The following is a 19,387-nucleotide window of genomic DNA, read 5'->3' on the forward strand; positions in this document are numbered from 1 at the left end:
GCTTACTTATATTTGAGTAAGTCATTTCCCTAATCAATTTTCTTAAAATTTACAAATAGATATATTTAACGAACTTAATCCATAAACTGATTACATTTTATTTTTTTAAGAATACTTTAAGCTAATGACTGTTATTTATTTACTGTTGTTTGACTATGAAAATTAAATATTTAGTTGTTGCCTTATTACCGCTTTCTTTGATGGCGTGCCAAACTGTACAAAATGTAACTGATAATGTTATTTCTCAAATTAATACAACAGCAGCAAAAAATTTAACTGAATATAATTGGACTTATCAAGGTTCAAAAGCATCAAAACCTTTAGTTTTATCTTTCGATGATAATCAACGATTATCTATTCAAACTGGTTGTAATAATCAAGGCGGGACTTGGAAAGTTGAAGATAATACCATTGTAACCTCACCACTGGCATCAACAATGATGGCGTGTGCGGATGATTTAATGCAACAAGAACGCATATCTGCTGATATTTTTAGTGAGAAAAAAGTTCCTTTCACACTCAGTACCCAAAATGATCAAGCGATCTTGACGATAACTGATAGTAAAGGTCAAAAATATACGTTCCTTGGTAAAATGACAGCTGAAGCAAAATACCAGTCTGAAGCTAAAATCGTTTTCCTCGAAATTTCACCACAAACTAAATCATGTACGGGTGTAGCACCACAAACTTGTATGCAAGTTCGTGAAATTAAATATGACGATAAAGGCATCAAAACATACGCTGATAAAAATTGGTCACTTTACTATGGTCAAATCGAAGATTTTGAACATAATCCAAACCAACGTGTAATCGTTCGAGTTAAACGTTTCGACATTAAAAACCCTGCTGCCGATCAATCAAGTATTGCAGATGTGTTAGATATGGTGGTTGAACAAGAAATCGTGAAAAAACCATAATTTTAGCCAGTTAAAAAAATCCGATGTTTCAACATCGGATTTTTTTATGGAAATCCCCTCTTTATTAAAGTGGGATTTTGGGAGACCCTTAATAAATACCCTGCGCAAGAATGGCATCTGCTACTTTGACGAAACCAGCAATATTTGCACCATCAACATAATTGACAGTACCATCCTCTTTGGTTCCATATTTTAAGCAATTGGCATGTATATCTTTCATGATGGCATGTAAGCGTTCATCAACTTCACCATGTGTCCAACCAAAACGTAACGCATTTTGAGACATCTCAAGACCAGAAGTTGCAACTCCGCCCGCATTTGATGCTTTACCTGGTGCATACAAAATCTTAGCTGCGATAAATTGTTCAACTGCGTCCAAGGTAGATGGCATGTTGGCTCCTTCTGCAACACACATCACACCATTTTCTAGTAATAATTTTGCATCTTCTGCACCTAGCTCATTTTGAGTGGCACAAGGTAATGCGATATCAACAGGAATATGCCAAGGGGTTTTACCCTCAAAATATTCAAAACCATGCTTCGATGCAAACTCTGAAATACGTCCACGCTTGATATTTTTCAGCTCCATCACTTCGGCAAGTAATGCATCAGTAAAACCATTTTTTACAAAAACAGTGCCATTCGAATCTGACAGACTCACCACTTTTGCACCCAAAAACATAGCTTTTTCAGCGGCAAATTGCGCTACATTTCCCGAACCCGAAATCGAAACCGTTTTTCCTGCAAAGCTATCACCACGAGTTTTCAGCATTTCTTCAGCAAAATAAACAGTGCCATAACCAGTCGCTTCTGGACGCATTAAACTTCCGCCAAAAGAAATACCTTTGCCCGTAAAAACACAAGCCGTATCATTACTCAGCTTTTTCATCATCCCCGCCATGAAGCCTACTTCACGACCACCAACCCCGATATCACCTGCTGGAATATCGGTATCTGATCCTAAATGACGATATAACTCCAACATTAACGCTTGGCAAAAACGCATAATTTCAGCTTCTGACTTTCCTTTTGGATCAAAGTCTGAACCACCTTTACCACCCCCCATAGGGAGAGTCGTTAATGCATTTTTAAAAGTTTGCTCAAAACCCAAAAATTTTAAAATCGATAAATTTACTGAAGGATGAAAACGCATGCCACCTTTAAATGGCCCAATCGCTGAATTAAATTGAATCCGAAAAGCTCGATTTACATGAGTTTGACCTTGGTCATCCATCCACGATACACGAAACTGAATAACACGTTCAGGCTCAACCAAACGCTCTAACAAACCGTATTGAGCGTATTTAGGATTTTTCTGTATAAAAGGCCATAAACTCGTCATGACCTCTTCTACTGCTTGTAAAAACTCAGGTTGATATGGATCTCTAGCTTTAACATACTCCAAGAAATCATTTAAGCTATCGTATTTCAACTCTCACCCCCAGATATTGATTTAATTTAGTGCAAAAAATGCACCAAAATAGAATATTAAACACATTTAATACCCTTTATGATCAACTCTCAAGCCAATCTTCATAAATAATATTTTTTATTATTTTAAATCAATATTTTAATTTAAAAAATATTCATTATTTTTATAATAAATATTCAAAAAAATAGCTTAAATAAGCATTTAACCTAGTAATAAGGCATTAGAAATCATTCGAAATACAAGATTTAGCACTAAAATAAAACAATATTAGCACTATAAAATTGCAAAAATAAAAATCTATAAAAAGTAGATTTAAGCAACGATTGCCGCCGATTAAACTATTCTTTGCTATAATAGCGACATTGTTTTTATCCTATCTTCTTTCATGTCAGTTTCAGCACAACAACTCTCTCTTATCGTTCAAGTAGACCAACTTTTACCACAAACGCAATGTGGTTTATGTGGACATCGTGATGGTTGTTTACCTTATGCAAAGTCGATCGTGGAAGGTGAAGATGCAAACAAATGCGTTCCTGGTGGGCAACCCGTTGCAGATGCACTTGCAGCATTATTAAAAAGACCAACAATGATTGCGGAACCGAGTGTTTGGGATATTCAAGCAGATGGTCGACCGCAACAAATGAAAGCGATAATTCGTGAAGATGAATGTATCGGGTGTACTAAATGTATTAGTGCCTGCCCTGTTGATGCCATTATCGGTAGCGGAAAATTAATGCATAGTATCTTGACTGATCTATGTACAGGTTGTGAGTTATGTATTCCACCCTGTCCTGTAGATTGTATTGATCTGGTCGAAGATTCCAATCCATTACCTACAGTTCAACAGCGTACCCTTGAACAAGATGATCTAAGACATCGTTACTATGCGCATATTCAACGAGAAGAAAAACGTCGTTTGAGTCGTAAAGGACCGATTGTCCGTGCTGAAATTGATACCGAGTTTTTTGCTCAATTTTCTCAAGCACTTAACAATGTACCCTTGATCACACTCATGGATAAACCAAAAGAAAATCCTGTATTAGATGCAAAAACGACAATTGAACTTGCGAAAATTAGAACGCAAATCAAAAAATTAGAAAAGCAGTTAAGTGTACGTGCAGATGAATCCAAGCAAACACAATTACTTGATTTACAACAACGTTTGAATGAATTACAGGGAATCTAAATGCCTGTCAAAAATATGACCAAAAAACAAATTCAGACTTTTTTTGAACGTTTACGTACGCAAAGACCACATCCCCAAACTGAGCTGAACTACAGCTCTCCTTTTGAGTTACTGATTGCTGTTTTGCTTTCAGCGCAAGCAACCGATGTCAGTGTCAACAAAGCCACTGATAAACTCTATGCCGTTGCCAATACTGCACAAGCTATTTTAAATCTTGGGGTTGATGGCTTAAAAGAATATATTAAGACGATTGGCTTATATAACGCTAAAGCTGAAAATGTGATCAAAACTTGTCAGATTTTAGTTGATCAATATCAAGGACAAATTCCAGAAACGCGAAAAGAACTGGAAGCTTTACCCGGTGTAGGGCGTAAAACGGCAAACGTTGTGCTCAATACTGCCTTTGGCCACCCTACCATGGCAGTCGATACCCATATTTTCCGTGTTGGCAATCGTACTGGTTTGGCAGTAGGTAAAAATGTTTTAGAAGTCGAAGATCGATTAATTAAGGTTATTCCTAAAGAATTTATTATCGATGCTCATCATTGGCTGATCTTGCATGGACGTTATTGTTGTATAGCACGTAAACCTAAATGTGCTGAATGTATCGTATCCGATGTCTGCAACTGGCCTGATCGTTTTGAATTTGGAGCAGTAAAAACAATTCCAACAAAAAACCTCAGTTAATCCTGAGGTTTTTTACGCTGCTGTAATTTGGGATGTAGCTGACGTTCTCGACCATTTTTCTTATTTTCCAAAGCCTGTTGTTTCTGCACATGACGCAGCATTTTTTGACTTTGATACAATAAAAACAACAGTAAAGCTAAACTTAAAATTACCACCACAATCAAAATAATTTTCAGCAACGAAGTATCCTCAATCAGCTCACACGTTTCGACTTGCATACCGAAACTTCATCTTCATGTTCTATTATGTCAGATTTTGCTGGGTTGCATACCATGCATGAATATCTCGTTTTTCAATTGCAGTTGCCATCAACTCTGGGAACTGATCAGGTGTGCAAGCAAACGTTGGAATCCCCATATCCGCAAAGATCTGTGCATGTTGAGTATCGTACCAAGGTACACCGTCATCAGACAATGCCAGTAGCGTAATGACTTGCACCCCACTATCTAGCATTTCAGCCACTTGCTTGAGCATTTGCTTAGCATCTCCACCTTCACACAAATCACTGATAAGAATAAAAATGGTATCTTCTGGGCGAGTGATTTTACTACGACAGTATTTAATTGCTTTAGCAATATCGGTTCCCCCACCCAACTGTGTGCCGAACAACACATCCACAGGATCTTCGAGCAAAGGGGTTAAATCGGCTAGCTCCGTATCAAACACGATCATTTGTGTACTGACTGCACGAATACTTGCCATCACTGCCGCAAAAACACTGGAATAAATCACGGAAGGTGCCATCGATCCACTCTGATCAACACAGAGTACAATGTCTTTTAAAGCCGTTTGTTGACGTGGATGCCCATGTAACTCATGTGGAATAATCGTTTTAAAATCTTCCTGCCAATGTTTCAAATTGGACTGAATGGTGCGCTTCCAGTTAATGTCTTGCGTGCGTTTAGGACGGCGTGTATGCGCTGAGCGATTAATACTGCCTCGAATCGCTTGCTGTAATGGTTGTTTTAGGCGGTTTTCAAGCTGCTCTACCAACTGACGTACCACGATGCGCGCGGTTTCTTTGGTTTTTTCAGGCATCAAATGATTGAGTGAAATTAAGGTAGAAACTAAATGAATATCGACTTCTACACTTGCCAACAATTCAGGCTCTAACAACATTTGTTGTAAATTCAAACGCTCTAAAGCATCTTTTTGAATAACTTTTACCACAGAAGATGGGAAATACTGGCGAATATCCCCTAACCATTGTGCCACTCTAGGACTAGAATGCCCCAAACCACCACGGCGATTAGGCTGTTGTGCCTGATAAAGCTCATTCAAACATTCTTGCATTTTGGTATCTTGCACCGACCAATTCGGTAAATGCGAGGTCGAATTGGGGACTTGCCCTAAAATTAATCGCCAACGTCGTTCTTGTTCCGCAAGATCAGGTTGCTCTAAAGTGATCAGTTCTTCATTCATATTCATCACTTAAACCTCGACAGCAACAGGCTGTAAGTATACGTAAATTTCATCTAATACCGTTTGAGCACGTGCAATATCTAAAGTACCGACCTCCTGTTTGACTGCGGTCGCTTTCTGTGTCACTTTCTGAATTAATTGCTGTGCTTCAGCAGGGCTAAAACTTGAAGCTGTTCTGGCCAAAATTGGCAATAACTCAATGAATTGCTGCTCTTGTAATTGATTGATCCATTGGCTCACGGTGTCCCAAAGACTTTGCTCATGAATCAATAACAAAGCTTGATGGGTCAAGAAACCTTCAAACCAAGCTGCACTATAATCCGCCGTCTGCCCAAGCGATAAAGCACGAGATAGAAATCCCTGTGTTTGCTCTACATCAATCAACTGCTGTTCTCGAGCTAAACGCACACAACAACCATGCAAATAACCTTGCATATGTTCCAACTGCAATAACTGATGTAAGGTCTCTTGCCAGAGCCGTAACAATTCATCTTGTTGTAATTGTTCTAAAAGCTCATATAAATTTTGTAGTTGTTGGGCAAATTGCTGAGCCATTTCGGCATTCAGTTGTACACAATAACTTGGCAAACTCAACATCAAACGAATCGCTAAATGTTCTACCACTTGATGTAAATGTTGCATTGAAAATTGGCGCACACTGCCATAACAAATTGCCGTAATAAGCGGCTTTAATGTTGCCAAAATAATGCTTGGGTCTTGATGCTGAGTGGTGAGCTCATTCAATTTATCCAAAGCCAAATTTAGGCTTTGATCCAAACCAGACAATAAAATGCTCTCGATCAGTTGCGCAATTTGCGCCACATCTTCACATTGTCTAATCTGATGTTCGACATAACTTTGTGTGGCAAGCTGAATGCTATTTCCCCACAACGACATTTCATTCAGATATAAACTAGTTTCAGGCTGCCAAGACAACTGCCAAACTTCTTTAAAGTTACCTTGCTTTGAGCCTGCACCAGCTAACTCTGCCCAAGCGAGACCCAGTAATTTCACGCAATGTAAAAATTGACTTTTTGCCAAGTCGAAGGTTTCACGTAAATCCAGACTAATGTCACGATGCGGTGCTTCGAGTTTCAGGCGAAAATGCTTCACTTGCTGTAAAAAGTCTTTTTGAATGGGCAACTCAATCAACTCATCAGGCACTTGCCCCAATTGCTCGTCTTCAAGCAATTTAGCTAAAATCGGTTGTGGAATATCTAAGCCGTGATTTAAGACCGAACGAATTGCCTCAAATAAATCTTCCAAATCAGGAATACGTCGTCCACGTAATTGCAATAAAGATTGAATCAGTTGTACCGCATCAATAATCTGAGCACTAGAGGCATCATGACCTGCTTGGCGTAAAGCTTGAGCAAATTTACTTAACCAATCAATCGTAATTTTTTCGCCATCTGCCTCTGCATCTAAGGCTTGTTGGTAATGCTTCCAAAGATGGGTATACCATCCAACCGCTTGTACACCTGCACCATAGCCATTGTCCCTGCTCAAACGCCCATGTGTCCATGCAATCCATGCAGCATCAACTTTGACTTTAGGTAAGCCTTTGAGCAAGGCGGTATCTTCTTTATTTTGCGCTTTTAAATCCGCCAATACAGGTGCATGCCATGCACCACAAATCACCACAATATTTTGGTAGCCTTGCTTTTGTGCCTGCTTGATCACTTTGCGCATGTAGGCTTCGCGATACTGCTCTAGCAGTTGGTCTTCACTACTATAATTTTCAGATTGCTGGCTTATCAAATAATCACGTAAAGCTGACATGGCATCGCTAATTGCGGCAAACATTTGTCCAGCGTGTGGCTGCTGCTCGACCAAATGCTCCCAAAAACGTTCGCTGTCTTGATAGCCTGCCTGCTCTGCCAGCAATTGAATTGGATCTCGGCGAATCGAAAGATAATGCTGTTCCAAATTCTGTTCTGGCTCAACATCACCTTGCTGATTAGACTCAATCTCTTGATCGTCTGCTGAAGCTTGCTGTAAACGTTGCTCTGCCCATTGTTTTTCCAACGCAAAACGATGTTGCAAAGGCAGATCCATAAACTCTACTGCAATTTGCTGACGCAACGCATATTGCAAAGCTTGCCACTCAGGCGAAAATTCAGCAAAAGGATAGAACACTGCCTGTGATCGCACTTCTTTTTGTACAGGGGTATTCAACAACAACGCCACAGGCGGCTTAAAATCTGCATGTTGCAATTGAGCAATGATTGCATTGGCATCAGGTGGTCCTTCAATCAAAATACAATCAGGTTGAATCGAAGCCAAAGCATTACAGACACTACGCGCCGAACCAGGCCCATGATGACGAATACCGAGAATATGCAGCATTTTTTATCCTTTATTCCGATCACAGCTTCTCCCTTTCAAGGAGAAGATTGGGATGAGGTTTTTATTATTTGGTTTTATTCTAAATCACGACAAGCACGATACAGGTCTTGCCAACCCTCACGTTGTTTAATCACCGTTTCAACATATTCTTTCCAAGGTACGATATCTTGCACAGGATCTTTTAATACCGCACCTTGCAGACCTGCCGCCAACTCATGATCAGTGAGATTGCCCGAACCAAAATGCCCTGCCATCACCCAACCATGACTCATCACTGAAATGGCTTCAGCCGTTGATAAAGTTCCCGTGGTGGTTTTGAGTTTTTGCTTGCCATCTAAGGTTTGCCCATGACGCAGCTCTCTAAAAATCGTCACCAGTTTTTGAATTTGAGCATCCAAAGGCTGAATCTCAGGTAGTTGTAAACTCTTGCCCAAAGATTGAACGCGTTTTTGTACGATTTCTATTTCCTCAGCAATCGTAGCAGGCGGCGGTAAAATTACCGTATTAAAACGACGCTTTAACGCAGAGGAGAGTTCATTCACCCCTTTATCACGATTATTGGCGGTGGCAATCACACTAAAACCTTGTACCGCTTGATACTCAATTCCTAACTCAGGAACAGGTAAATTTTTCTCTGAAAGTAAAGTAATCAACGTATCTTGTACATCGGCAGGAATACGAGTCAGTTCCTCCACACGTGCGATCTTGCCTTCTTGCATCGCACGTAACATCGGGCTTTTCACCAAAGCATCCTCACTCGGACCTTTGGATAAAAGTTGGGCATAATTCCAACTATAACGTAGAGTATCTTCGCTCGTACCTGCCGTACCTTGAATCAATAAAGCACTATTACCTGAAATCGCCGCTGCTAAATGTTCTGATACCCATGATTTTGCTGTGCCTGGTACGCCTAATAACAACAAGGCACGATCAGTCGCCAATGTCGCAACAGCAATTTCCATCAAACGGCGATTACCAATATATTTTGGTGAAATTTCTGTTCCATCTGGCAGTGTTGTACCCAATAAGTAATCTACGACTGCTTTAGGTGAAAGTTGCCATTGTGGAGGTTTTACTAAACTGTCATGTGCTTTTAATGCATCTAATTCATGAGAAAACTGTTGTTCTGCACGCGCACGTAAAACTTGTTGAGACATGTTGATTATCCTAATTTATGATTTCTTGATCATTAAGCAATAAATTTTTGTTTGTACTGATTCAATTGAATGAGCTGTTTCCATTCAGAAATAGAAAAAAGAGCTTGTAAACTACTGATATCGATTGGATAAGCTTGCAAAATCAACCATTGAGCCTGCTCTTTTAATGATGCAAATTTCTTCTGATCCTGCTGCAAATCTAAGTTCGCATATGCATGTTGTAATAATACGACTGCCATTTCTGAGATATTTTGAACATCATGCAGCGCCTTAGCACGCTGAAACAACAACCAAAAATGTTCTAAATCTTGATTTTGGTAATGGGATTCAAGTTGCTTTAATAACAATCCAGTTGCTGGTTCTTGGTCTAGCAAAGTAAAGAATAACTCACGTTCAAACATGTTCCCACTTGATGCCGTTACAGCTTCACACCATTTGACTTGATGTTGGTAAAACCATAAAGCTAAATCATGTCGTTGCTCTCGATAACAACACACAATAAACGCACTCCAAAGTGAATCTTTTTGCTGTGAATGCAATGAAAGTAAATGATCCCAAGTACCAAATAATTCTAACCAATACGCAAGTGGCAATTGGATTAAAATTCTTTTGAGATAAAGTACGCCCTGTGAACTTGCACAAAATGCCTGATAAGCTTGCTCGACTTGAGCACTTTGGTAAGCTGTTTTTAAACTTTTACGACTTTCAACCAAATTAGCTTCTCGATCAAAAAAGCCATAATCATTGAGTGCATCATCTTGATCTAAGTTAATGTTGAATTTAACTTTTTCAGCTTGGGCATCGTAGCTCAAACATACACGCATTAACGCCATAACTTCGTTGTACAGTGCATTATCTTGATAATATAAATAGAAAGCTAATGCAGCATTACTACTTACTGTCGCTGCATTCTGTGGTTCTAATGTTTTTACATGCTGGTATAAAGCTTCAAATTGAGTCACTGGCATGTTATACATCACAAGACTTTCAGCATGACTTTGCAAATGATTTCTCTGAATCGATTGTGACCAAAACTCTGCTATATGTTGATGAATAAAGTTTGGCAATTGACCACATAACTGGCTCATCAATAAAGACCATTCGCTACTTTTTGATTTCTGTAATTGACGGATCAATGGTGCTGCGTCTTGTTGTTTCACATATTTCCACACCCTTTTTGCATCATCCAAACGCGTTGTTACATCGCCCTGAAATGCAAACTCAGGTAAGACTGATGCCAATAACACTGGGTTTCGACACAGTGGTAGAACTTTCAACACCAAATAACGAGGAATCACTCGCTGCTGTAGTTGAGCAAGTTTGAAAATTTGAATAACCCAATCTTGATATAAAAATGGCGACTCTTGTGCAACAACCCATTTCAAAATTTGCACAAGTTGATTATCCAATTGCTTTTCATTTTCTATCTGATCAATCTCAGCAATATTCTTTTGTAAGGTTTCAGGTACACCTTGTGCTTGATAACCTGCTTGTTGCATGAGCACCCAATATTGATTCAAGACTAATAAATCTTGAGCTGAATCAATCTGTTTAGGTGCATAGACTTGCAATTCATTCGGTACTTTTACAGTCTGTTTAAACTGCTGCCCTAGCGTCAGTTTGAGTAATAACTGCTGATTAAACTCACTGTATGATGTGCTTAAAGACATTCAAAGTGCCCTCCTTGCCAAATACTCACCAGTTTAAGTTGCAATCCATTCCATTCAACACCTGCACTAAATGGCTCATTCCCCACTAAAAACCATAACTCAACAAATTGTTTAATCTCAATTTCACACATTTTTTGATCCTGATCGACCAAATAAATTACTTTATCCTGCTTGACCAAACGCAATTGCTCTAGCCAGAAAAATCGTACTAGCTGCAAAGGATATTGTTTTAATCCATTCGCATATTGAGTAAATGCTTGATCAAAATTTTCAAAGCCTTTTGGCGCAACCAGCGTTAGGCTCAAATCATTGAATGACATTAAATTATCTTCTAAACGAAGACGTTGTTGGCTTACCACTGGATAAAGTTTGGCATTTAGAGCCAGTTGTTTCTGGAAAGGCAACGTTAAGCCAAAGTTCGAATAAGGTGGAATTTCAAAATCTAATAGCAAATAGTCGCGTAAATTTTGACTATCCCACAGCCATTGACGACGATAACGTCCACGGGTATTGACCAACTCCTGAGTTACTTGTCCTAAGGCATAAATATGAAGTATCTGAGCGGATATGTTATCCCACGTATCAGTTGGTAAATTCACACCAAAAAGCTGTGTTAGTTCTTCATATAGTTCTGGTTTGAGCTGTTGACGGTTTTGCCATAAATGAACGGCTGTTTGTAATTTAGCTAACCAAAATGAACTCTGCATTTGCCAATTACTTTGATATAGCGCACTCGAAAACTCATCTAAATAACTAACTAAACCTGCAACTTGAGCATCGACCAAACGACTTTGAATATCGCGGAACTTTTCATGTTGTTGCTGACGTAATCTCCCAAGTCCCATTGTAACAACATCATTCAACCATGTTTGTAATGCCTCAATGCCTGCATCCATTTTTTTCTCACGTGCCAATTGGCGTTTCGCACGTGCTTCTTCATCAATCGGTTTATCAATCTTGTTTTCTTTCTTCTCAAGTGTTTTAGTTTTTTTATCTCGCCATTTTTGTACTCGATCAGGTATGCTTTGTCCATCTGATTGCACAGTAAATTTATCTTGATACTCGGTATAGACAAACAATAATGCTAAAGCATGTTTACAAGGTCGTTTAAAACTTGGACAACTACATTCGCATTTAAGTTCAGGTAAAAAAACTGCGCTTTGATAAATCGCACTACCCTGAATTTCTCCCCAAATCCACTGATCAGTCGAACCCGAGATATTGTTCCATGCTTCAAATTTTGCGAGTTTCTTGGCTGATTTTGCCGAACTTGCATCTGGAATAATTTGCTCGACTTGATCAGATTGAATCGTCAGCAACATAGTTAACCCTTTAAAATAATTCTAAGTTTCAGTATTTTTAAATTGTACGCTTGAATGGAATATAACGTTTTTTGTTTAGTTTTTATATCATTTAATCTGACATAGCGACATTTTATGTCGTAGATAATTATAGGTATAAAAAAACTGTCTTATGGCTACATAAGACAGTTCTATCAAAACTAAATTATTTATCTAAAATAGCAAATAATTCTTTTTGAACTTCTTCGATTGCACGTAAGCCATTCAATTTATTATAAGTTGGCGCATCTTCACCTGAAGCAGCACGACCTTGATAAAAACCTACTAATTGTTCAGTTTCACTATGATATGAACCTAAACGCTTACGAATCGTTTCTTCTTGATCATCTGGACGTTGTACCAAGTCTTCACCAGTTTCATCATCCTTACCTTCTACTTTAGGTGGATTATAAACAAGGTGATAAACACGACCAGAAGCTGGGTGCTGACGACGACCTGAAAGACGTTGAACAATCTCTTCATCTGGAACATCAATTTCAATCACATGATCAATTGAAATACCCGCCGTTTCCAAAGCTTCAGCTTGTGGAATCGTACGTGGGAAACCGTCAAAAATACAACCGTTCACACAATCTGGTTGAGCAATACGCTCTTGAACCAAACCAATAATGAGTTCGTCTGATACTAAACCACCAGACTCCATAACACTTTTCGCTTTAAGACCTAGTTCAGTTCCTTCACGAATTGCAGCACGGAGCATATCACCGGTTGAAATTTGTGGGATATTGTAGCGCTTACAGATCAACTGAGCTTGAGTACCTTTACCTGCCCCAGGTGGTCCGAGTAAAATAATGCGCATAAAAGAACATCCTCATTTAAAAACAATAAATCTTAAATTGAGCAATATGATACAGATTTATTGCTCAACCAACATCAAATTAATTATAAGAAAGCAACAAATAAGTGGATTAAACCTGCAAAAAAACCAGTCACACCACCCAATACAATTAGGATCCACTCATCTTCTTGGAACGCAGGTCGCAATAAATTCTGGAACTCTTTCGGTGTTAGTTCACGGATGCGGTCTCTAAACATTTGAAAGATCTTCTGCGCACGACTTGCATTCAGAGCTGGGTCACATACTGGACCCATAGTAATTTCAATTGAGCGATCAATCAAGTCGGTCTTGAGTCTAGCATATTCTCTTGGCCCTAATGAAAGCTGCAGTGAAGTTCTGACCAATGGAGTTTCCATAATTTCATTAATATGGCGCTTGACAATCCGACGAGTTTTATCTTTTTTACTACCATACATCATTTCAGTCATGATGGATTTCAGAGTAATTAAATCTTCAGTTACCACGCTTGCAAATACATCTGAAACTTCCTCTTGGCGTTTCATAAATGCACCTTGAACGTTATATGTACCAATCCTTAGCACAGGAACGACCCATGGAAACTTACGGTCTTTGGTCAAACGAAAAATCTGTGGGTAACGGATATAATGCGGTTCAATTGGGTTAAATACCATCCAAATCGCAATCCAGTTTGTTAAAAAGCCCCAGATTGATGCCCAAAAAGGAACGGTCCAATGCCACGGTACCACAAACCAAACGATCATTTGGAAAATCCCAAAGAACATTCCAATTAACGCACTGATATGCCAAATAAAATTAATTTCTTTCTGACCAACTTTAAGGAACATACGTACCATTAAACGGCGATCACCTTCCATTTGGCTGACCACCATTTCCCGCATGTCCACAAGTGACTCAACGTTCATGGTCAGCTCAGTCACAAGTTCTTTTAATGTATTTGGCAACTGTTTATGGGCTTGCGCATAAATTCGACGTTTAATCGAGTATGGTAAGTTCTCCCACAACACAGCATTACGATCAACCATGACTTCATCAATTAAGTGTTCAAGCTCAAAACCAACTTGCTCACCAATGATCATTGCCATATCTTCTGGATCCATTGCCTCTAAAAACTCACGCAATGAACCCAACTTAGATAATGTATTATCGGTAATGATGCCCGAAATACGCCCTGCTTTACGCGGCACAATCCCCTGCCAACCTACAGGTAATGGTCCTAAATGGAATCCCCAAAAATTAATTGGGTAAAACACCATTTTTAAAGCCATCCATACATGAGCCCATGTTACTAGGGCTGTCACTGGAATAATACTTAGGACCGCCAGATGGTCAGGCCGATTTAAAAAAATCTGCCACAATTCATTGACGTAATCAAACATGCATGACTCTCAGAATTATTGATACATTTAGACTTATAAAAGAATGAACAATCAGTCACGCCCCTATAAGCCAAAACTTAACGTGTAAGAAATCTGAAAAAGGGGCTCTACTTTTTTAACAGTATTCCCATTTCCATCTTCTATCTTGTCACGCAGTCCCGCTCCCACACTAAACGTACTAATTCGATCACTATTCAACCAAACAAATGCTAAATCAGTACCAACACCTAAATTCCCTTTTTGTTTACCGCCATAGTTTTTACTATCTAAATGACCAGCATAAAGACCAAGGTAATAACCATTTTTATCTGTACCTGTTAAATAATATGGATAACGAAAGCCAATTTGCGCACCAGGTTCATTATCATCATTTAAAAAAGCGCCTACTTTTGCATAAGCAATTCCGTATGGATTTACCCATTCAAGATTGGCATGTAGTAATTTTTTAGTAAAACCAGCACCAATATTCCAAGTTGCTACGTCTTTTGCCCCTTTTAATTTTGCTTCAGGCATATATGGATTTTCTTCAGCATGGACAACGCCGTTGAATGCTAAAACCGCTAGTAAAAGGTAAGATTTTTTCATTATTTTCTCCATTTTCCCTAAGAGTGTATCTTGGACAATCCTATTTCAAACAGCTTCAGACTTTAACAGAATTATTTTGCATCTAATATACAAGTCCCTACAATTTTAATGTCTGCAAAGTCAAAAACTGTCGCATCATCATTCAGATGATGTACTGAAAATACTACAGTATGATCATGCAACTTACGTTAAAATAGCCCGCCTTTTATATTTTCTCCCTTGTAATTTAAGTCGACACCCTATGAAACAGCACTTTCCTTTAAAAAACATGCAACAAGAAAAGCGCATTTACAAGGGTCGAATCTTCTTTGCTATATTTATCGTCGCTACTTTTCTACTTTTATTAATTTGCCGTTATGCATATTTACAGATTATTCATTACGACGACTTTACAACAGCCTCTGATAAAAACCGAATTCGTTTACAGCCTCTTCCACCCGCACGTGGTTATATTTATGATCGCAATGGCGTACTCTTAGCGGATAATTATCCTGTTTTTACAGCAACACTCAGTCGTACAGATGTCACAGATATTGATGGAACCATTGCACGTTTAATTCCAGTACTGAGCTTAACCCAAGAAGATGTCGATCGTTTTAAAAGTCGCGTAAAAACTGCACGTAAAACGGAAAGAATTACCATCAAGTTAAATCTGACTGAGGCAGATATTGCGAAATTCAGCGAAGTTAAATACGACTTCCCGGGTGTGAAAATTGAAACACAAATGACACGTTACTATCCTCATGGCGAATTGTTTGCCCATGTGATCGGTTATGTGGGGCGAATTAATGACAAAGAATTAAAATCTATTGATAAAGATTTATATGCAGGTACCAACCTGATTGGAAAAATTGGTGCAGAAAAAAGCTATGAAGAGTTATTACATGGAACACCAGGTTATGAATCCGTTGAAGCCGATGCACATGGTAATGTACTCCGTCATTTAGGTCGTCAAAACCCAACGCGCGGAAATGACCTTTATTTATCGATAGATTATGGTCTTCAAACCATTGCAGCTCAACAGTTGGCAGATCGTCGTGGTGCAATTGTAGCCATGGATCCTCGAACTGGAGAAATTTTAGCACTGGTATCTAGCCCAAGTTTTAATCCAAATTTATTTGTTACAGGCATCAGTTCAAAAGATTATAGTGGTTTACGTGATAACTTAGACCAACCACTTTATAACCGTGCCGTACAAGGCGTTTATCCACCGGGTTCGACAATTAAACCGATGTTCGGACTTGGCGGAATTCATTACGGACTTGTCGATTGGGGCACAGCAATTTCTGATCCTGGTTATTTTAATTTACCAGGAGATAGCCACCGCTTCCGTGATCATAAAAAGACAGGTCATGGTGCTGTAAATTTACACAAAGCTGAAGTTGTATCCTGTGATACCTATTTTTATATCCTGTCTTATCGTATGGGTATCGAAAAAATGAATGACTGGATGCGACAATTTGGCTTTGGCGCAAAAACAGGTGTAGATTTACCAAGTGAAAGCACTGGTTTATATCCAAGTCCAGACTGGAAAATGCGTACACGCAAATCGAAATGGTTAAAAGGTGAAACCATTTCGGTCAGTATTGGACAAGGCGCATTTACTGCTACCCCATTACAACTTGCGATGGCTGTAGCAATTACTGCGAACAAAGGCTCTCACGTTACACCTCACGTTTTACGTGATAATAAAGGCGCAAAAAAATATTCTGTGCACAATGCTCCTGACGGTAAAATTCAATTTAATGGTACAGAGCAAGATTGGCTTAACATGCATGCAGCCATGATAGATGTGATTCAATCTGGAACGGGGCGTGGCATTAAGGGCGGATTACAATATTCTATTGCGGGTAAAACAGGTACAGCTCAGGTCAAAAGTATTGCTCAGGGCAAACGTTATAATGAAGCCGCTCTTTCCTCTCGACAATGGGATCACGGTTTATTTGTTGGCTTTGCACCAGCGGATAATCCTCAAATCGCAATTGCTGTCGTTTGGGAAAATGGTAAACATGGCGGATCGGCAGCTCAACTTGCACGTCCAGTCTTTGATTACTGGCTAGTCACTCGTAAAAATAATCCTATTCGTCCAGCCAACCATCAAGTGAGTGGCGGTTTAATGACTGCTGGTATTAAGCCCGGTGAACTACCAAGTAGTTCTGATTCACCTGCATCGACACCAGCAGCAAGTTCAGTTACAACTACTGCTGCTTCTCATTCTAATGATGGAGTCACTGAGTAATGAAAAATCAATTACGTATCATCGGTGGTGATTGGAAACGTAGAACGCTACCATTCGCTAGCATTGAAGGTTTACGTCCTACACCAGATCGAGTAAGAGAAACATTATTTAATTGGCTCATGTGGGATATACAAAATTCACAAGTTTTAGATTTATGTAGCGGCTCTGGTGCGCTAGCATTTGAAGCTTTATCACGGGGCGCTGCAAAAGTCGTCATGATCGAACCCAACCCGATTCAAGCTCGCTTTTTAAAAGAAAACATTCAATTGCTAAAAGCAGAAAATTGTCAGCTACTAACACTCACTGCACAGCAAGCATTAAAGCAATTAAATACTCATTTTGAGGTTGTTTTTTTAGACCCCCCCTACGACCTAGAATTATGGGAAGAACTTGCTAAATTAGCTGATCCTATTATTACGGAAAATGCCTTTATTTATGTAGAGGCAGATCGAGAATTATCTCAATTAAAACTTCCATCTAGTTGGCAAAAAATTAAAGAAACCAAAGCAGGAATTGTCAGAGCGGGTTTGTACCAGAAAAAATCTTAAAAAATGCGCAACCAAAATAATCGAATTAATTGGCCCCGATCAAATGGAAAACTGGAAAGATATTCATAACCAATCCGATTATTTTTATTCAATTGATACACCATACCGTATCCAAGTGAAATCGAAAAATCATCTAAAGAGAGATTGCTCGTATCTCCTGTTAACATCTTTTGATTAAATTAATTGGTTTGGTAAGCGGTATAGTTATAAGCACGCCAACGATCATCTTGGAAAAACAGATTATGCAAGATTGAATAATCTGTTTTCTCTTGCTGTGGATAGGCAGAGTCAAACGTTTCTTCAGTATCATCATTGACCTCTGTAAAAAAATTATAATCCCCTGCATGACAGGCACAGGAGAAAAATAAGATAAAATAGGATAAATTTTTCATTTTTGTTTTCCCAATTATATTACATGATTAAAATCAAATATATAGAAAAAAATATGCGCTTCATCTCAAAACTGGATTTTATGCCAAACTATTTAATTCATTTAATTGCTTATATTAGACATAATTAATTTATTTACAGAATAAATTCTATATACAATAACAATCTTTAAAAATTTTTATTCTAAATATCATGAAGATCTTATGCGTGCTGATTGTGATTGCCCAATTAACAGGATGTGTATTTGGACAATCAAGTGAAGTCAAACGTGCTGAAAAAATTTTACAGCGTTTCCAATGTAGCAACGTGGAGACCAGCCAGCTTGCCACCTCTTCCATTACCAATTTTTATCAACAGACCCTTGCCGCAAACAAGGACAAAGCCAGCACCTATATTGAACAGTATAAAAATGGTGAAGACCTGTTTGACATTCCACTCGATGAAGTTGTACAACAAAAGTACCAGCTCTATCTACAGGCTTGTCAGGCGCTTGGTGGGGTTGCAGCGTCACCTTTAATACCAGTTTCAACCGAACAATGATAAATCAACCTGCCTGATGATTATTTCTTCTCGGATGCAGCATGATTAAAAAACAACTTGGTTTAAAACATTATATTGCGCTTGGGGTCATCGCCCTTGCCGTGGCAATTGCCAGCATACAGCCGCTTGAGCTTGAGTCCTATCTCCTGCATCAGGTGGGCACCGTGTTTATGCTGGTTGTGCTGATCATCAGCATGAAAAAAATAGGCATCAATTTTTCCAGTTTTTGCTTGTACCTGCTTTTCCTTTTCATCCATATTGTTGCGGCACATTATTTGTACTCCTATGTGCCTTACAATGAATGGTTAAAGTCTCTATTTCATTTTGACCTGAATCAGGTGATGGGCTGGTCTCGCAACATGTATGATCGACTGGTGCATTTTGCTTATGGATTATTGCTTTACCCATTTTTTCTCCGTTGTTTTCAGGTCTGGTTTCCTACCGCAAAACCATTGACTTTGTTCCTGCTGGTGATCCAGTTTGTGATGGCTTCCAGTATGCTCTATGAGTTGCTCGAATGGGGACTATCCATTGGTTTATCGCCTGAAGATGCAGAAAACTATAATGGACAGCAGGGAGATATGTGGGATGCACACAAGGATATGTTTCTGGCCACAATCGGATCAATCTTTACAGGGCTGCTCTATTTAGGCAAAAGCAAAAGAAAAGCACCTTAAACAGGTGCTTTTCTTTGATCAGGACAAATTG

17 protein-coding genes and 1 pseudogene are annotated in these 19,387 nt (G+C 38.9%); 7 read left to right on the top strand and 11 right to left on the bottom strand.

From position 1 onward, the window contains the following. Positions 1–155 precede the first annotated feature (155 nt). Positions 156–917, top strand: a complete 762-nt coding sequence (locus M5121_RS02850) for an META and DUF4377 domain-containing protein (RefSeq protein ID WP_249570260.1) — start codon at positions 156–158, stop codon at positions 915–917. An 88-nt stretch (positions 918–1,005) separates the two neighbouring features. Here the strand turns inward: M5121_RS02850 and gdhA are convergent, their stop codons facing one another. Further along, entirely contained in the window at positions 1,006–2,349 is a 1,344-nt protein-coding gene (gdhA, locus tag M5121_RS02855; protein WP_249570261.1) for an NADP-specific glutamate dehydrogenase, read from the bottom strand. Between the two features lie 385 nt (positions 2,350–2,734). Between gdhA and M5121_RS02860 the strand changes: the two genes are divergently transcribed. Both M5121_RS02860 and nth read left to right on the top strand, forming a co-directional pair. Beyond that, a complete protein-coding gene (locus tag M5121_RS02860) occupies positions 2,735–3,535 on the top strand; it encodes an RnfABCDGE type electron transport complex subunit B (RefSeq protein WP_005157878.1) in 801 nt (266 codons plus the stop codon). Continuing rightward, on the top strand, positions 3,536–4,222 hold the full coding sequence (gene nth, locus M5121_RS02865) for an endonuclease III (RefSeq protein ID WP_005157880.1): 687 nt from the start codon (positions 3,536–3,538) through the stop codon (positions 4,220–4,222). On the opposite strand, the gene M5121_RS02870 is transcribed toward nth, so the two are convergent. The 9 genes from M5121_RS02870 to M5121_RS02910 all read right to left on the bottom strand — a co-directional run bounded on the left by M5121_RS02870 (position 4,219) and on the right by M5121_RS02910 (position 14,962). Further along, entirely contained in the window at positions 4,219–4,401 is a 183-nt protein-coding gene (locus M5121_RS02870; protein ID WP_034602651.1) for a hypothetical protein, read from the bottom strand. The two genes, nth and M5121_RS02870, sit on opposite strands and share 4 nt — an antisense overlap. Before the next feature lie 64 nt (positions 4,402–4,465). After that, complete coding sequence (locus tag M5121_RS02875) at positions 4,466–5,650, bottom strand: VWA domain-containing protein (RefSeq protein WP_249570262.1); 1,185 nt, start codon at positions 5,648–5,650, stop codon at positions 4,466–4,468. 3 nt (positions 5,651–5,653) lie between these two features. Further along, on the bottom strand, positions 5,654–7,993 hold the full coding sequence (locus M5121_RS02880; protein WP_249570263.1) for a DUF5682 family protein: 2,340 nt from the start codon (positions 7,991–7,993) through the stop codon (positions 5,654–5,656). A gap of 74 nt (positions 7,994–8,067) precedes the next feature. Then, complete coding sequence (locus M5121_RS02885; RefSeq protein WP_178882568.1) at positions 8,068–9,150, bottom strand: ATP-binding protein; 1,083 nt, start codon at positions 9,148–9,150, stop codon at positions 8,068–8,070. A gap of 32 nt (positions 9,151–9,182) precedes the next feature. Further along, complete coding sequence (locus tag M5121_RS02890) at positions 9,183–10,820, bottom strand: hypothetical protein (protein ID WP_249570264.1); 1,638 nt, start codon at positions 10,818–10,820, stop codon at positions 9,183–9,185. Next, positions 10,811–12,142, bottom strand: coding sequence for an SWIM zinc finger family protein (locus tag M5121_RS02895; protein WP_249570265.1), 1,332 nt, complete (start codon positions 12,140–12,142; stop codon positions 10,811–10,813). Before M5121_RS02895 ends, M5121_RS02890 begins: the two co-directional genes overlap by 10 nt. Positions 12,143–12,326: 184 nt before the next feature. Then, positions 12,327–12,980 carry an adenylate kinase gene (gene adk, locus M5121_RS02900; protein WP_087536237.1) on the bottom strand — a complete coding sequence of 218 codons (654 nt, stop codon included), beginning with the start codon at positions 12,978–12,980 and terminating at the stop codon, positions 12,327–12,329. Positions 12,981–13,063: 83 nt separating this feature from the next. After that, positions 13,064–14,377: a DUF445 domain-containing protein gene (locus tag M5121_RS02905; protein ID WP_249570266.1), complete on the bottom strand. Its 1,314-nt coding sequence runs from the start codon at positions 14,375–14,377 to the stop codon at positions 13,064–13,066. Between the two features lie 63 nt (positions 14,378–14,440). Then, a complete protein-coding gene (locus M5121_RS02910; RefSeq protein WP_087543773.1) occupies positions 14,441–14,962 on the bottom strand; it encodes a hypothetical protein in 522 nt (173 codons plus the stop codon). 241 nt (positions 14,963–15,203) lie between these two features. Between M5121_RS02910 and mrdA the strand changes: the two genes are divergently transcribed. Together mrdA and rsmD are read left to right on the top strand one after the other, a co-directional pair. Then, the gene (gene mrdA / locus M5121_RS02915; RefSeq protein ID WP_249570267.1) at positions 15,204–17,201 is read left to right on the top strand and encodes a penicillin-binding protein 2; all 1,998 of its coding nucleotides are present in this window, start codon (positions 15,204–15,206) and stop codon (positions 17,199–17,201) included. Further along, a complete protein-coding gene (gene rsmD / locus M5121_RS02920) occupies positions 17,201–17,749 on the top strand; it encodes a 16S rRNA (guanine(966)-N(2))-methyltransferase RsmD (RefSeq protein WP_249570268.1) in 549 nt (182 codons plus the stop codon). The genes mrdA and rsmD overlap by 1 nt, the downstream gene beginning before the upstream one ends. Here rsmD and M5121_RS02925 read toward each other — a convergent pair. After that, positions 17,746–18,141, bottom strand: a pseudogene (locus M5121_RS02925) (hypothetical protein). The gene rsmD and the pseudogene M5121_RS02925 sit on opposite strands and share 4 nt — an antisense overlap. A gap of 190 nt (positions 18,142–18,331) precedes the next feature. On the opposite strand from M5121_RS02925, the gene M5121_RS02930 reads away from it, so the two are divergent. Next, entirely contained in the window at positions 18,332–18,679 is a 348-nt protein-coding gene (locus tag M5121_RS02930; protein ID WP_005157904.1) for a hypothetical protein, read from the top strand. 41 nt (positions 18,680–18,720) lie between these two features. Then, the gene (locus M5121_RS02935) at positions 18,721–19,356 is read left to right on the top strand and encodes a DUF2238 domain-containing protein (protein WP_249570269.1); all 636 of its coding nucleotides are present in this window, start codon (positions 18,721–18,723) and stop codon (positions 19,354–19,356) included. The last annotated feature ends 31 nt before the right edge of the window (positions 19,357–19,387 follow it).

Source organism: Acinetobacter sp. ANC5681, assembly GCF_023488045.1.
GTDB lineage: Bacteria > Pseudomonadota > Gammaproteobacteria > Pseudomonadales > Moraxellaceae > Acinetobacter.

Excerpts from the sequence above, each read along its gene's own strand:
- M5121_RS02850 (WP_249570260.1), top strand. The coding sequence starts at position 156 with ATGAAAATTAAATATTTAGTTGTTGCCTTATTACCGCTTTCTTTGATG.
- M5121_RS02860 (WP_005157878.1), top strand. The coding sequence starts at position 2,735 with ATGTCAGTTTCAGCACAACAACTCTCTCTTATCGTTCAAGTAGACCAA.
- nth (WP_005157880.1), top strand. The coding sequence starts at position 3,536 with ATGCCTGTCAAAAATATGACCAAAAAACAAATTCAGACTTTTTTTGAA.
- M5121_RS02875 (WP_249570262.1), bottom strand. The coding sequence starts at position 5,650 with ATGAATATGAATGAAGAACTGATCACTTTAGAGCAACCTGATCTTGCG.
- M5121_RS02880 (WP_249570263.1), bottom strand. The coding sequence starts at position 7,993 with ATGCTGCATATTCTCGGTATTCGTCATCATGGGCCTGGTTCGGCGCGT.
- M5121_RS02885 (WP_178882568.1), bottom strand. The coding sequence starts at position 9,150 with ATGTCTCAACAAGTTTTACGTGCGCGTGCAGAACAACAGTTTTCTCAT.
- M5121_RS02890 (WP_249570264.1), bottom strand. The coding sequence starts at position 10,820 with ATGTCTTTAAGCACATCATACAGTGAGTTTAATCAGCAGTTATTACTC.
- M5121_RS02895 (WP_249570265.1), bottom strand. The coding sequence starts at position 12,142 with ATGTTGCTGACGATTCAATCTGATCAAGTCGAGCAAATTATTCCAGAT.
- adk (WP_087536237.1), bottom strand. The coding sequence starts at position 12,980 with ATGCGCATTATTTTACTCGGACCACCTGGGGCAGGTAAAGGTACTCAA.
- M5121_RS02905 (WP_249570266.1), bottom strand. The coding sequence starts at position 14,377 with ATGTTTGATTACGTCAATGAATTGTGGCAGATTTTTTTAAATCGGCCT.
- M5121_RS02910 (WP_087543773.1), bottom strand. The coding sequence starts at position 14,962 with ATGAAAAAATCTTACCTTTTACTAGCGGTTTTAGCATTCAACGGCGTT.
- mrdA (WP_249570267.1), top strand. The coding sequence starts at position 15,204 with ATGAAACAGCACTTTCCTTTAAAAAACATGCAACAAGAAAAGCGCATT.
- rsmD (WP_249570268.1), top strand. The coding sequence starts at position 17,201 with ATGAAAAATCAATTACGTATCATCGGTGGTGATTGGAAACGTAGAACG.
- M5121_RS02930 (WP_005157904.1), top strand. The coding sequence starts at position 18,332 with ATGAAGATCTTATGCGTGCTGATTGTGATTGCCCAATTAACAGGATGT.
- M5121_RS02935 (WP_249570269.1), top strand. The coding sequence starts at position 18,721 with ATGATTAAAAAACAACTTGGTTTAAAACATTATATTGCGCTTGGGGTC.